The 14,578-nt window shown below is 37.9% G+C and carries 10 protein-coding genes and 3 pseudogenes; 3 read left to right on the top strand and 10 right to left on the bottom strand.

Annotated elements, in window-relative coordinates:
* Window positions 1-41: 41 nt before the first annotated feature.
* The 4 genes and pseudogenes from BCU57_RS06410 to fucP all read right to left on the bottom strand — a co-directional run.
* Window positions 42-800: pseudogene (locus tag BCU57_RS06410) on the bottom strand (family 43 glycosylhydrolase); the annotation flags it as partial.
* A 15-nt stretch (window positions 801-815) separates the two neighbouring features.
* A complete protein-coding gene (locus BCU57_RS06405; protein WP_241903502.1) occupies window positions 816-1,016 on the bottom strand; it encodes a hypothetical protein in 201 nt (66 codons plus the stop codon).
* 47 nt (window positions 1,017-1,063) lie between these two features.
* Window positions 1,064-1,246: pseudogene (locus BCU57_RS06400) on the bottom strand (MFS transporter); the annotation flags it as partial.
* A 28-nt stretch (window positions 1,247-1,274) separates the two neighbouring features.
* Window positions 1,275-2,702, bottom strand: coding sequence for an L-fucose:H+ symporter permease (gene fucP, locus BCU57_RS06395; protein ID WP_102437767.1), 1,428 nt, complete (start codon window positions 2,700-2,702; stop codon window positions 1,275-1,277).
* Between the two features lie 218 nt (window positions 2,703-2,920).
* Between fucP and BCU57_RS06390 the strand changes: the two genes are divergently transcribed.
* Window positions 2,921-4,447: a UxaA family hydrolase gene (locus tag BCU57_RS06390; RefSeq protein WP_102437769.1), complete on the top strand. Its 1,527-nt coding sequence runs from the start codon at window positions 2,921-2,923 to the stop codon at window positions 4,445-4,447.
* A 162-nt stretch (window positions 4,448-4,609) separates the two neighbouring features.
* On the opposite strand, the gene BCU57_RS06385 is transcribed toward BCU57_RS06390, so the two are convergent.
* The 3 genes from BCU57_RS06385 to BCU57_RS06375 are packed head-to-tail and all read right to left on the bottom strand — an operon-like array spanning window position 4,610 to window position 7,406.
* A complete protein-coding gene (locus BCU57_RS06385) occupies window positions 4,610-5,545 on the bottom strand; it encodes an aldo/keto reductase (RefSeq protein WP_102437771.1) in 936 nt (311 codons plus the stop codon).
* An 11-nt stretch (window positions 5,546-5,556) separates the two neighbouring features.
* Window positions 5,557-6,387: an amidohydrolase family protein gene (locus BCU57_RS06380; protein WP_102437773.1), complete on the bottom strand. Its 831-nt coding sequence runs from the start codon at window positions 6,385-6,387 to the stop codon at window positions 5,557-5,559.
* A gap of 5 nt (window positions 6,388-6,392) precedes the next feature.
* On the bottom strand, window positions 6,393-7,406 hold the full coding sequence (locus BCU57_RS06375) for a zinc-binding alcohol dehydrogenase family protein (RefSeq protein WP_102437775.1): 1,014 nt from the start codon (window positions 7,404-7,406) through the stop codon (window positions 6,393-6,395).
* A gap of 377 nt (window positions 7,407-7,783) precedes the next feature.
* On the opposite strand from BCU57_RS06375, the gene BCU57_RS06370 reads away from it, so the two are divergent.
* Window positions 7,784-8,470: a putative glycoside hydrolase gene (locus BCU57_RS06370; RefSeq protein WP_133149363.1), complete on the top strand. Its 687-nt coding sequence runs from the start codon at window positions 7,784-7,786 to the stop codon at window positions 8,468-8,470.
* A gap of 141 nt (window positions 8,471-8,611) precedes the next feature.
* On the opposite strand, the gene BCU57_RS06365 is transcribed toward BCU57_RS06370, so the two are convergent.
* The 3 genes and pseudogenes from BCU57_RS06365 to BCU57_RS06355 all read right to left on the bottom strand — a co-directional run bounded on the left by BCU57_RS06365 (window position 8,612) and on the right by BCU57_RS06355 (window position 12,090).
* Window positions 8,612-9,388 carry an IclR family transcriptional regulator gene (locus tag BCU57_RS06365; RefSeq protein WP_102437779.1) on the bottom strand — a complete coding sequence of 259 codons (777 nt, stop codon included), beginning with the start codon at window positions 9,386-9,388 and terminating at the stop codon, window positions 8,612-8,614.
* 277 nt (window positions 9,389-9,665) lie between these two features.
* Window positions 9,666-10,583, bottom strand: a pseudogene (locus tag BCU57_RS06360) (sugar kinase).
* Between the two features lie 40 nt (window positions 10,584-10,623).
* Window positions 10,624-12,090, bottom strand: a complete 1,467-nt coding sequence (locus tag BCU57_RS06355; RefSeq protein ID WP_241903594.1) for a mannitol dehydrogenase family protein — start codon at window positions 12,088-12,090, stop codon at window positions 10,624-10,626.
* An 815-nt stretch (window positions 12,091-12,905) separates the two neighbouring features.
* Between BCU57_RS06355 and BCU57_RS06350 the strand changes: the two genes are divergently transcribed.
* Window positions 12,906-14,525, top strand: coding sequence for an alpha-L-fucosidase (locus BCU57_RS06350; protein ID WP_241903568.1), 1,620 nt, complete (start codon window positions 12,906-12,908; stop codon window positions 14,523-14,525).
* Window positions 14,526-14,578 lie beyond the last annotated feature (53 nt).

The raw sequence follows: 14,578 nt of genomic DNA, 5'->3' as shown, positions 1-14,578 counted from the left end.
ATTGTTTTTATGATTATTTAAGTAATATTTTTTAAGGAGGGTTACAGCTCTCTTAACCAAATATTGCGATAGCTGACAAGTGAACCATGATCTTGTAATGTCGGAATCACTTTCTGAATAGAACCATCAGTGTTGAAATTCAAGTATTCAGCTTCCATTGAACGTAAATTCTTTTGCCCACTTAGTTTTTGATGGTGATAAAAGACATACCATTGCCCTTGATACTCAACAACAGAATGATGATTAGTCCATTGGCTATCACGCCAGCGTTCCATAAATAAACCCTTGTACTCAAAAGGTCCCATTGGGTTATCACCGATAGCATATGCAAGCTCTTCTGAGCCTTGTGGAGCATGTGGGAAAGTAAAATAATACTGCCCGTCGCGTTTAAACATAAACGGCCCTTCTTTATAAGATGAAGGTAAACCCTCAATCACTTGAGGCTTACCAACAATTTCTGTCATATTGTCTTTCAGCTTTGCAACATACAGTTTTTCTCCCCCTCCCCAGTACAGATAAGCTTGACCATCTTCGTCGACAAATGCGTTGGGATCGATACCGTCTATGCCCTTAATAGGTTGCGTTTGAACGGTATATGACCCTTCGGGTTTATCAGCAATGGCGACCCCTAAACGTCGAAATACAGATTTATCTTTTGGGATATCAGGAAAGTAGAAGTAAAATTTACCATTTTTCTCTATAACGTCGGGCGCCCACATACCATAACCATCTTCCTGACCCCATGGCACACCTTTTTGATCAATGACGGTACCGTGATCTTCGCAATCGACTAAATTTTCTGACGAGAAAACGTTCTAACTCGGCATACAAAAATCATTACTGCCAAAGCCTTCTTTACATTGGACATCTGAAGACGGAAACACATACATTTTGCCATTAATCACTCTAGTAGTAAGATCAGCAGTATACATATGCGTAACTAATGGATTATTCGCTACCGCTGTAGTTGAGAACATTGCGCTAATTAGCGCAATAGATGTTAATGTTTTTGTCATTGTTTTTCTTCTTTTAGTGAATTTATAACTCATACTACATTTCATAATTAACCCTGCATTTGCTCTAGTTCTAAACCTTTGGTTTCTAATACCATTTTTAGTACAAAGAATACCGATAACAAAGCGCAAATAGCGTAGAAACCATATGCACCCGCGAGCCCGATGGAGCCCAACATCATTGGGAAACTCATGGTGATTGCAAAATTTGATAACCATTGAGCCAAGCCAGCATTCTTGGGAGGGAAGTTTTACAGCACATTACACTTGATATTTATTATGGGCCCGGTAACCAAAGATACAAATAACGACAAAACAAACTAGTGGCAATATGAACGATGTTTGAACCGATGGAATACTGCCTATAAGAGAATCTGCATCGATCATTGCAGCTTGCAATGGCGGCATTAACGCTCCACCGACAATAGCCATTACCAAACCAGCAGACGCCAGACTTGCATCATCACCTAAACCTTTCAAAGCGATACCATAAATCGTCGGGAACATTAATGACATACAACCAGATATGGCAATCAAACAATACAAGCCATCGTAACCGCCTAAAAACACCACTCCTAAGGTAAGTACAGCTGCAGTACTCGCTAACACCATCAGTAAGTGTCCTGGACGAATAAAACCGAGTAAGAAAGTACACACAAAACGGCTTACTAAGAAAATACCCATCGCTATCATATTATAATCTTGAGCTTCTGAAGCGGTTAAACCTACGGATGTCATCCCATAATGAATAATGAAGGTCCAACTCATAATTTGCGCGCCAACATAAAAAGCTTGTGCAATAACCCCTTCTATATAACAACGATTAGCAAGTAAACGTTTAAAGGTCGCTTTGAGTTCAGCGGTAGTGAATGGTTTGTCATTACTGATTGTCTTAGGTAACTTTGTTACCACAAACATCATGAATAATATCGCTACAACCACTGCAATCACCACGTAAGGACCTCTTACGGTGACTAAATCTGCAGCTTGCATAGCTTGGTGTTCAATAGGGTTTGTTTGAGCGTATTGGATCAAAGCGTCAGTAAGCCTCCCATCAACTTGTGAAGGTAGCATATCTACAAATTCAGGGTTCGCTGCTCTTTCTTTTAACCGAAACTCTTCAACTTTTAATTCACTTAAAATAAAATTAGAAGCAACGAACATTCCGGCTAACGAGCCAATAGGATTAAACGCTTGAGCGAGGTTTAACCGTTGGGTTGATGTATCTGGATGCCCCATTGAAAGCACATAGGGATTAGCTGTTGTTTCTAATAAAGCGAGGCCACATGTTAATACCCATAATGCAATCAAGAAAAAACCAAATTCCATATAAAGAGACGCAGGAATAAATAAACATGCGCCAACGGCATACAAACCTAAACCTAATAAAATCCCTGATTTATAAGAATATTTACGAATAAAGATTGCTGCTGGGATAGCCATAATGCCATAACCGAAATAAAAGGCAAACTGCACTAATGAACTTTGCGTATTCGATATTAAGAAAATATCTTTAAATGATTTAACAAGTGGATTAGTAATATCATTAGCAAAGCCCCATAAAGGAAACAACATTGCCACTAATAGAAAAGGTACCCAAAACTGCTTTTCTAAAATCTTTACTTTACTAGATGCTGTAGCTGAGGCCGTTGCCGCTGACTCAGAAACTTCCGTTGCACTTATAGTCATCTGAACTCCAATATTATTTTTGTATTAACTTATTGCTTAAATGAGTCTTTCCTTGGTATTAAGCTTGTTGGCTATCGCTTCATGATCTCTCCCCAGAAGTCTTGAATAAGCAACGCTAAAAATGTACCACAAAATTCAGTTACACCTTTACTTAATACTTGTTACATTTTTATATATAAACTGTATACTTTACTAACAATAAACTCAAAGGGGTTAACGTGCAAGATTTAATTATTCCAAGTCGCAACAAAGCATTGAGACGGTATATTCAAGTTCACCCAGAAGACAATGTTGCCGTTGCCATTGAACCTCTTAAGCAAGGGGAGTTATTCACTTTCAATAATAAACAAGTTAAATTATTTAATGACATACCTAAGGGGCATAAATTTGCTTTATCTGCGCTAGGTATAGCTGCGGATATCAGAAAGTATGGCTTCACCATTGGTATTACAACTAGCGCGATACAAGCTGGCGAACATATTCATAGCCACAACAGTAAAACCAAACTTGATGGTACAGAGACATATCACTATTCATCAGAGCCTGTATCACAACCGAGTTTGAAAGATATCCCAAGTTTTGATGGTTACTTACGCCATAACGGTTTAGTCGGTATTCGAAATGAATTATGGATAGTGAATACTGTTGGTTGTGTAAACCAAACAGCGAAAAGAATCGCTGATTTATGTAAAAAACAGTTCACTGAAGCTGCTGATAATTTTATCGCCATCACTCACCCTTATGGTTGTTCTCAGTTAGGTGATGATTTGGTTAATACTCAAAAAATTCTTCGAAGTTTACTGGGGCATGCTAATGCAGGTGCAGTTCTTGTTATTGGATTAGGTTGTGAAAACAATCAATTAATGCAGCTCATCGGTGATGCTACCGGTCTTGATAAACAACGTATTAAGTTTTTTAACTCCCAAGAAGTTGATGATGAAGTTGAGCAAGGGTTAGATTATGCAAAAGAATTACTTAATGAATTAGCAACTGATAAACGATCTCCACAGCCTGTCAGCAAACTGACTCTAGGCATGAAATGCGGTGGTTCTGATGGATTTAGTGGGCTAACTGCAAACCCTGTTGTAGGCAGGATTACTGATATGTTGACTCAATTTGGTGGCCGAGTCATTCTCACTGAGACGCCTGAAATGTTTGGCGCAGAGCAAGTATTAATGGATCGCGCTTTAAACAACAATATTTTTGATCAAATAGTAGATTTAGTTGACGAGTTCAAACAGTACTTCATCACTAACAACCAACCTATTTATGAGAATCCTTCACCAGGTAATAAAGCTGGAGGCTTAACGACCTTAGAAGAAAAGTCATTAGGTGCCATTCAAAAAGGCGGACAAGCAGTGATCAATGAAGTTATAGGTTATGGCGAAGTTGCATCGCAAACACCGGGGCTTACCCTGCTTCAAAGCCCTGGTAATGATGCTGTTTCTTCAACGGCTTTAGCCGCTGCAGGTGCTAATATTGTTTTATTTACTACAGGAAGAGGAACCCCTCTTGGTTTTCCCGTCCCGACCATTAAAATCTCATCAAACTCTGAGCTAGCCATTCGTAAAAAGCATTGGATTGATTTTAACGCAGGCCAAATACTGGACGCCAACGTCAGCATTGATCAATGCGCACAATCCTTATTTGATTACATCATTGAAGTTGCCTCCGGTAAATGTACCAACAACGAATTGAATGATAACCGCGAAATTGCTATTTGGAAAAACGGGGTCACTTTATAGTGATCACTGTTTTATCAAAGTAAGTACAGTTTATCTTAGTAATCACTGTTTATCGGGATTGTCATGACACGCTAATCTCGATAACGATTCCTTCATGATAAATGCCTAATTATAAAAACAAAAAAGCCGGCTTAAGCCGGCTTTTTATCGAAATCAATTTACTTAATCTTGATTAGCTTTATGACCTGAAGCCCAAGTATTATCAACTCCAGCAAAAATATCCAGCAAAGCTGTAACTAAATCTTTGTCAGGTTTACTTTCAGCCCAGCGTACATTTTTTTCAATATTTAGCGGGTTTGCGGTACCGACCAAGGTCGACACAATTGATGGATGATCGATCGCATATTGCAGTGCTACTTCTGTAATATCAACGCCTCTTTCATTACACAATGCAATTGCCTTTTTGCCCGCCGCTTGTAACTCTGCAGAAGCGGGGTGCCAATCAGCAGCGCCTCTTTGAGTCAATATGCCCATTGCGGTTGGTGAAGCATTAATAATGCCGACACCTTTAGCGTCAAGATCTGGGATCACTGCTGATAATCCAGTGTCATGTAATGCGTAGCGGCAATACGTCAAAATACAGTCGATCTCAAATTGCTTAATCGTTTCCGAAAATACCTTAACAGGATAGCCAGTAACACCAATGTGCCCTATTTTTCCTTCACTTTTTAGCGCTGCTAGACAAGGTAACGATTCGTTAAATATCTGATTAAAATCACCAAACTCAATATCATGTAAATACAAAATATCGACGGCATCAACACCGAGTCGATTTAGGCTTTCATCTAAACTCTGTCTAATACGTTTTTCAGAAAAATCAAAATCGGCAAAGTCAGCACCATAACGTCCCGCTTTAGTAGACAATATATATTTGTCTCGGCTAACCCCTTTTAATGCTTTACCTAAAACAGTTTCAGCGACCGTAGCTCCATAATAAGGTGATACATCAATATGGTTAATACCTAAATCCAGTGCTGTATGAACAGTGCGAATGCCTTCTGCTTCACTAATATTGCGAAATACACTACCTAATGGTGATGCACCATAACTCAACTTAGATAATTTAAGACCGGTATTACCTAGTGCTTGATATTCCATATATCACCTTATTATATTTGGTAAAACGTTTTAGCATTCCCGCCAAAAACAGCTTGTTTGTATTGTGGATAGTTTTTTTCAACGAAATTTTCAATAATGGCTTTAATGGCTTCGTATTTACCACCGAGTAAGCAAACCGGCCAATCTGAACCATACATAATTCGTTCAGGGCCAAATGCGTTAAAAATAACGTCTAAATATTGATTGAAGTCTTGTTCTTGCCAATTATTTACATCGGTTTCAGTTACCATACCTGATACTTTGCAATAGGCATTTTGATAACTCGCTAACGTGTTAATGCCCCTCTGCCATTGGTCAAAATCTTCACCGGTTTCTATACTTGGCTTGCCGATATGATCAAGTACTATCGGTAATTGAGGCAAATGCTGTAACAATTCATTTGCTTGTGGCAATTGTTTCGCAAGTATCAATAAATCATAGCGGTAACCAAATTCAGCCAGCATTTTTAGCCCTTGGATAAAGTCCTTATCAAGCATGAATTGGCTATCGGCTTCATCTTGAAGAACATGTCTAAAGCCTTTTAACATTGGAAACGCTTGGTAATGTGTTAATTGCTCGGCCAAATCTACAGCCTTCAGATCAATCCAACCGACAACGGCTTTTATGAATTGATGTTGCTGTGCTAATTTAATTAGCCATCGTGTTTCTTTTTCTGATTGCCTTGCTTGAACTGCAACACAGGCATCAATGTTATTCTGCTTGTAAATAGGCAACAGCGTTTCAGGTAAAAAGTCACGTCTAATAACGGATTGGTGCTCACCAATCCAGCCATAGTCTTCTTCGTTAAATAACCAAAAATGCTGATGAGCGTCAATATTCATTCTAATTAATCCATCTCAATGACTGCCTTGATCACGCCAGAGTCAGGTTTTACCCACTCTTTAAAGCTATTTATCAAGTTTTCAAATTTAGCGGTGTGTGTAACAAAGCTATCGCACTTCACTGTACCATCTCTTAAACATTTCACAACGTGTTGAAAATCATCAAGAGTTGCATTACGACTACCAAGTAATGTTGTCTCACGTTTATGGAATTCAGGATCTGAAAATGTAATATCGGCTTTAATGACACTCACGAACACGATGCGACCGCCATGTGCCAAATTATAAAAAGATGACTCCATTGCTTTAGCATTACCTGTGCAATCAATAATGACGGTTGGAAACTCACCTTCGGTCAGTATTGCGAGTTGTGCATTGACATCTTCAGCGGCATTCACGGTACCAAATACATTGTAATGTGCTTTACAAAAATCGAGTTTATCTTGTCTTACATCGCTGACAATTATTTTAGCGCCTTCAACCTTTGCAAACTGTAAGGCCCCCATGCCGATTGGGCCTGCGCCAAGAATCAGCACAGTATCTTCACTGGTAATTTTTGCTCTATTCACTGAATGTGCGCCAATAGCTAAACATTCAATTACCGCCATATCATTAAATTCGAGTCCTTCAGTACAAACCACTGCCGATTCAGGTACAGATAAATACTCACACATGCCACCATCTCGATGCACACCCAGTACTTCTATATCAGTACAACAATTTGTCTTACCGTTTCGACAAGCAATACATTTTCCACAATGTAAATAAGGAATGATGTAAACAGGTGAACCGACTTCGATTGATGTGTCTTTGCCTACACTTTCAATCACTCCCGATAATTCATGCCCAAGCACTCTTGGGTATTGAAAATACGGTTGGTTACCGCCATAAGCATGAATATCAGTTCCACAAACACCTATAGCCTTAATTTTAACTAAAACCTCTCCCTCTAACGGGGAAGGTTTATCTTTTAAAGCATATTCAAGTAATCCAGGCTTAGTACAAACAATAGTATTCATTTAACGTTCATCTCCGAACAGTTTACTGGCTAAAAGCATCTTTCATTTATATTATCATCATGTTTACAAAATACCACCCACTTTTTTTGAATATGAATAACTAAATTCATATTTAATTATAGGTTTTAATTATATTTTTCTCTTTATAAGGCGATAGACAAAAGAGACAGAAACAGATTTTACCAATTTAAAACTAGCATAAACATACACTTAATAATATGTGCATCTCAATACATGGCAAAATTACGTACTAAAAATCGATCAAGATTTTCAGTATAATAATGAAAGCCAATTACCAGTCAAGTTGTAAGTAATAATTGATTTTTATATATAAATGATTACTTTAAAGGTTAACTAACAAAACAAAGGTGTCTAGTATGAAACTAACGAGTATCCCTAAAGCTAGAAGGACATTAATGATTGGTTTAGCATGCTTTTTTTCTGGTGCGCTAACCCATATTCATGCTATAGAAATAGACCCAAATTCTAATTACATGAAAAATGGCCAGCCAATTGAACCTTGGAAATATTCTGTAGGCAATGGTCTGAATTATTCTATTGCAGTTATCGATCAACATGCCACTACGACGCGAAAAAACCTTACAGTAAGTCCGATAACTAAAGAAAATAAAAATGATGCTATTAATCTGAAATGGAAAGGCAAAAAAGTAAAAAATGAATGGGGCGGAAATATTTTATATGACACATTTTTTTCAGTAGGTCATCACCAGATTAACCTTGAGAGTGTTAAAGACGTGGCAGCTCTAGGCTTCGAAATTAAAATCAATAAACAGCCTAACGACAAAGTCACTATTTCAATGCAGTGCAATTATGATAACAAGTGTAAAGGCGCCTTTCAGTTAAAGTGTGGATTGCTCAATTTACCTGAAGATGAATGGACACAGATGTTTATTCCTTTAGATTGTTTTAGTAATGACGGGGAATTTGATTACAGTAACATCACCAGTATTTTGAGTGTGGCGACACAAGGTAAGTTAGATATTGATCTGGCGAACATAGGTTTGGTAGCAATGGCTACTGGTGATTTAGGTTGTGTAAAGTAATCCTTTAATAATGTTTCGGCTGTTTAGTTAACAGCCTTAAATATAACAGACAAAAAGCCGAACTTAATCGGCTCTTTTGAGAGCCTGTAAATAATTTGAGGTTAATTTTTCGAGTTCACACTCACTGTAACGGCTTGTAAATTATAATTTACGAACAAAACCATAAGTCACCGCTTCTGATATTTCTGCGGCCGCTTTTTTTAGTTCTTTCAACACATCATCAATACCCACTTCTTCAGGTATACGATTAATAAATGGCACGGACAAAGAAGCTACCGCATTTTCACCATCTAAAATTGGGCAAGATAAGTCGGTCACGCCAGTTACAAAGGCACTAGGCGCACTAAGACACCCTTGTTTAGCCACTTTCTTACATTCGGTTAAGAAGCTGTTTATATCTTTTTCTTCATGATGTTGACGAAGCATCGTTAGCATTTGCTCTTTCTTTGAGGCATTTTGATATGTAAACAAAATCCGTCCAGATGCTGCATATACGATTGGACGTCTATAACCCACTCTCACCGAATAGGAAAGGTTACTTGGGGTTTCAACACGAGAAATTACTACAATTTGTTCTTGTGATTGCACCGCAATATGACAAGACATTGCTGTTTTTTCCGCGAGCTGACGCATTATAGGCTGAGAAAACTCTAGAATATCTTTAATAGGCTCTTGTTCTGTGCCTAACTGAAGCAATTTACGCGTTACTTTGTACCCTTCACTTTCAATATCTTTTTCAATGTAATTACGCTGTTCTAAAACTAAAATCATCCGATAAATTTCAGCATTTGAACGACTGAGCTTTTCAGCAATAGTAGTGACGCTTAATGGTGTCAGATCTTTAGAAAGTAATTCTAAAATATCTAAGCCTTTTTCCAGAGCTGGAGCAGAGTATTTTTTAGCTACTTGTGTCGTCACTATTGATTCCTTTTCATGCCATTCACTTAGGGTTTATTTCATATACAAAAACAATAATATTGTAGATCTTTAATGATAAAAGTCGACAATTATTTCATCGTATATTTGATGATAAATAAGTTAATATAACTACAGATGTATATAATTATCTTACAAAAAACTAATTTATTATTTAATTACATCAACTTGAATAAAAACAATATTATCATCAGCAACAAGTACACCGTTACCAACCTTTAAATATAAAGGAAAAACTTTACATATAAAAGATTCATTCTTACGCGAAATCAATAGTTTTATCGATAATTGCCCCAGGATACTGTACAACGACTCTTGAGACATCACAGGCAATGCTTAGTTTGTTAATCATAGACATACCTTTAATTGTGCCATTGAGAAAAGCGCCAGCAAACGAATCACCAGCAGCAGTGGTATCGACTTGAATTTCCGCAGCCATAAATGGCACAAAAGCAGGGGGAGTAAGCGCACCTTGTGTGTAACCATAAACGCCATCCTCACCACATTTAATGACGAGTTCACTGGTGTTGAAACGAGAAAAGTACCCCAAGATGTCAGCTAATGTTTAATGACCGAATAAGCTTTGATGGTCATCTAAGCCTGGTAAAATAATATCACTGATATCATAGGCTTTTTGAATCCAGTTCCGAGCATCTTGTTTATACCACAATAACGCTCGATAGTTTGGGTCAAATGCAATCTTACAGCCCTTCTGTTTCAATAAAGAAATAAGATCAAGCAAGATTTGCCTACCTTTATCTGACATAATGGCCAAAGTAATGCCCGTAAAAAATACAATTTTAAACTGACTACTTTTTTCAATCACCATCTTTGTATCTAGGTGCAGCATTAATTCACTCGCAGCAGACCCTTTCCGCCAATAACTGAAACTCCGTTCTCCATACGCATCTAACGAGATGTTATAAATACCGGTATTTCGCTCTGGTAAATAAACACATAGGTCGGTATTAAGTTGCTGTTGCTGCCATTGCTTATTCATCGCGAGGCTAAAGGCATCTCCGCCATAAGCTGATAAATAATGTACTTCCAATTCAGGGTTACATCGTTTTGCATATACCGCGGTATTGTAAGTATCACCCGCAAATGATTTAACCAGCATAGTCTCATCTACTTCACGTAGCTCAACCATGCATTCGCCAATTACTAATAAAGACACCCATCACTCCTTTGTTCGCCAATATGTTACGATAACTAAGTTATGCCCAAACCGTTTTATCGCCAGTTAACAGTGGCAGTAATTGTTGATAACTATTTTGTAAATTTTCAATAAACACCGGATGTTGACTCAGCTCTGCAGAAAACACCTCTGAAATGGACATGAGTAAAGTAATATCATGTTGAGCTTGGTTATTGCACTGTGAAGCCACTGTCAGCAACTTATCAGCTAGAGGGTCAACCAGTTCTACTTGTTGTTGATAACGTTTTCTTACAAACATAAACCAAGCAACAACTGCCATTGTTAAATTTTTAATACTGCGGTTTTCTACTATGTTTTTTTCAATAATAGGCAATATTCGCATTGGCAGTTTTTGTGAACCATCCCATGCAATCTGTGCCACAAGGTGTCTAATAGCAGGATTTCTAAACCGATCAAAAATATCATTTTTATAAGCTACTACATCCATTTCTTCCGGTGCGGTAAATGAAGGAATCACTTCTTCTTTGACTAAATCTTCAAGTAACTCAACAACCTTAGGGATTTGCATACCATCAAATACGGTTTCAACATCCAGTAAGACGCCTAAATAAGCGAGTGTTGAATGCGGACAATTGAGTAAACGTAATTTGGCATGTTCAAAACCACGAACATCTTTAGTAAATGTGGCTCCCGCTAATTCCCAAGCCGGTCTTTTACTGGGTAAACAGTCTTCTATTACCCATTGAATAAAGGCTTCACGTTTTATAGGCCAACTGTCTGTCACATTTAGAGCCTGCTTCACTTGGCTTTTTAAACTGTTATCAGTCGCTGGTGTAATGCTGTCTACCATTGAACATGGACATATCAATTGTGTCGACAACCACTGAACCATTTGTGGGTACTTTATTGTAGAAAAACTGATAATGGCTTGACGCAATTTTTTGCCGTTATCTGTGAGGTTATCGCAGCTCAATATGGTTAATGGTGCTAAGCCTTTATCAAACCTCAACATTAACGCTTGTGAAAGTAAGCCTACTGCTGAAATCGCATTAGCTTGCGTTGTTAGATCTTGTTGAATGTCTACATGTTCACGTGCAAGCAAACCTTCGCTGTCTAAGCAGTAGCCTTTCTCCGTTATCGTCATTGTAACGAATTGAGTATCTTCATGACTTAGCCTATCCATAACGCGTTGATATTGTTGCGTTGCGACAATGACCTCTTGAATAGACCCTACAACTTCATAGCTTGGCTCTGCATCTAATACCGCCAGTGTAAATAAACCATTTTGTGGATTAAGTGCTTCAGCTACACCTGCTGAACGCATTGAAACGCAGCTTATTCCCCAATTTCCACCAGCAAGTTTCATTGCTTGATGGGTATACCAAGCTTGATGACCTCTAAAAAATGCACCGGGTCCAATATGCACAATACCAATCTTTGGTTGTTTATCTCCCATGCGGTAATTGGGTACAGATTGCTCTGCTTGCGCCAGCTTATCCAGGCTTTTAAGGCTTAATGAATTCACAACGTCGTTCCTTATATTGATAATAGGCACACTCTATGAGTGACATCTATCAAGCTCACATAGGAGCAGTAAATCAAAAGAACAGTCAAGGTTGAAAAATGTGCCACAAACCTCATTCGGCTTAACCTTTTATCGTTAAGCCAAGTGAATGTAAGAAGGAAATGATAATCAAACTAATGACTGCGTTTATATTTGCATTTTAATTTTTGTATACAAAAACGCAAGTTAAATGATCAAAGTATATAATTGTTGAGATACTAAACTCAAAGTAATCGTTTCACTTAAAAGTTACCTTGCTGTATAGGCTTAAATAATATTTAACTAATAATATCAATGATTAATTTATAAAATTCGTCAAATAATGGCAGAGAGAGATAATGATTTTTGGATGCATTTTTGAGAAAAATTAGTTTTTTGAACACTGTTTCATTCACCTGCCGATTGATCAGTGACTAAGCTATTCGTTACCTAAATATCATTTCCCGTGATATCAACTATTTTCTTAACCATATTTTCCAGCGCTTATTTAAGGTATATTTTTAGTTGTTACCAGTGTTATGAGTTTATTTGACTGCATCATAATGATCATTTGTTAACACAACAATAAATGTAAGTATCGGATCTAACTCTGTAACCTTTCAATTTAAACGCATTAATTACAATAACTTAACACCAATAAAATACATTGTTATGGGCAAACGTATTTAGTTTAAATATAAATATTTATGTTTACATGTGAATTTTCTTGCAATCTTTTAACATTTAACTTTATAGTAGTTTTCATATTCAATGCACTTAATATAAAGTCGATATTTATGAACACTATGAGAAAGCTCAACTTAAAAAGCGCCGTTGCTCTTGCTGTTACCGCAAGCTTATTTTCTTGTTCCCAAGCTCCAGTATCTGTTGATAGTCAAACACCTACAAAATCTGCAGAAGTAATTGAACAAGCATCAGCTGTAAACCTTGAACAAAAACTGGCGAGCATTCACCAAGTTGCTAACCAAGGTCCTTATAAAGCTGACTTTACCTCATTCAGCCAGTATGAGATCCCTGCATGGTATCAAGATGCCAAGTTCGGCATTTTCATTCACTGGGGCGTGTATTCTGTCCCTGCATATAATGGTGAATGGTACCCTCGTAAAATGTATCGCGATGAGCCTATGAGTGATGAAAAAGAACATCACGCTGAAACATGGGGGGCACAAACAGAATTTGGATATAAAGATTTCGTGCCTATGTTCACGGCAGAAAAGTTTAATGCTGATGAATGGCTCAATATTATTAAAGCATCAGGCGCTAAGTATATTGTCCCTGTAGCAGAGCACCACGATGGTTTCTCTATGTATGATAATAGTTATAGCCGCTGGGATTCTGTTGAAATGGGACCTAAACGCGACATTATTGCTGAATTAAAAGCCGCTACTGAAAAAGTGGATATTCATTTTGGTTTATCAAGTCATCGTGCTGAAAACTGGTGGTTTTTTGATGGCGGCCGAGAAATGCCATCAGATGTCCAAGATGAGGCTAACCGTGACTTATATGGCCCTGCGGTAAATCGTGATACTTCAGAGGCTGGTGAAACACCACCAACGAAAGAATTCATGGATGATTGGTTATTACGTACCGTTGAAATTGTTGATAAATATGAGCCTGAACTTATTTGGTTTGATTGGTGGATTGCATCACCCGCTTTCCATGATCATGTAGAAGCATTTACCGCTTATTATTATAATAAAGGGCTGAGTTGGGATCGCATGCCAGCGCTTAATTATAAAGAACACAAAGATTTTAGATCTTTTGTGCCAGGTTCAGCAGTACTTGATATTGAACGTGGTGGTATGACTGATATCCATGAGCATTTTTGGCAAACTGATACTTCAGTGTCTAAAACCTCTTGGGGTTACGTAACCAATCATCAATACCGTGATGCAAACTCATTGGTTGATGACATGATTGATATCGTCAGTAAGAACGGTTCTCTACTACTTAATATTGGCCCTAAAGCCGATGGCACCATACCAGAGGCTGAAGTCACGTTATTGAAAGAGATTGGTGATTGGTTAGCGATAAATGGCGAAGCAATCTACTCTACCCGTCCTTGGGTAACCTACGGAGAAGGTGAAACTGAAGTCGTTGACGGTAAGCATTCAAATAATGCAGAGAAGAACCGTAAAGATTTTAACAGCAGCGATGTGCGCTTTACCCGTAATGAAGACACCCTTTACGCAACGCTATTAGCATGGCCGGGTAATGGTAATAGCATTACGATCCGCTCAATCAATGCTAAAAACTATCCAGATAAAATCGCTAAAATTTCACTTATTGGTCAAGCTGGTGAGCTCAAGTTCTCTCAAGATGCTGACGGACTAACAGTTGTTCTACCTCAGAGTTACCCTAGTGAATATGCTCAAGTACTAAAAATCACTCAATAATCCCAAACCGCACAGAGTTTTCTGTGCGGTTTTTTACGTTTCACTTCATACTT

This window comes from Shewanella sp. 10N.286.48.B5, assembly GCF_002874355.2.
GTDB lineage: Bacteria > Pseudomonadota > Gammaproteobacteria > Enterobacterales > Shewanellaceae > Shewanella.
The sequence above is the reverse complement of the archived record's forward strand: the minus strand, read 5'-3'. Positions and strand labels throughout refer to the sequence as shown.

Coding starts and splice junctions, on each gene's coding strand:
- BCU57_RS06405 (WP_241903502.1), bottom strand. CDS start 1,016: ATGACAAAAACATTAACATCTATTGCGCTAATTAGCGCAATGTTCTCA.
- fucP (WP_102437767.1), bottom strand. CDS start 2,702: ATGACTATAAGTGCAACGGAAGTTTCTGAGTCAGCGGCAACGGCCTCA.
- BCU57_RS06385 (WP_102437771.1), bottom strand. CDS start 5,545: ATGGAATATCAAGCACTAGGTAATACCGGTCTTAAATTATCTAAGTTG.
- BCU57_RS06380 (WP_102437773.1), bottom strand. CDS start 6,387: ATGAATATTGACGCTCATCAGCATTTTTGGTTATTTAACGAAGAAGAC.
- BCU57_RS06375 (WP_102437775.1), bottom strand. CDS start 7,406: ATGAATACTATTGTTTGTACTAAGCCTGGATTACTTGAATATGCTTTA.
- BCU57_RS06370 (WP_133149363.1), top strand. CDS start 7,784: ATGAAACTAACGAGTATCCCTAAAGCTAGAAGGACATTAATGATTGGT.
- BCU57_RS06350 (WP_241903568.1), top strand. CDS start 12,906: ATGAACACTATGAGAAAGCTCAACTTAAAAAGCGCCGTTGCTCTTGCT.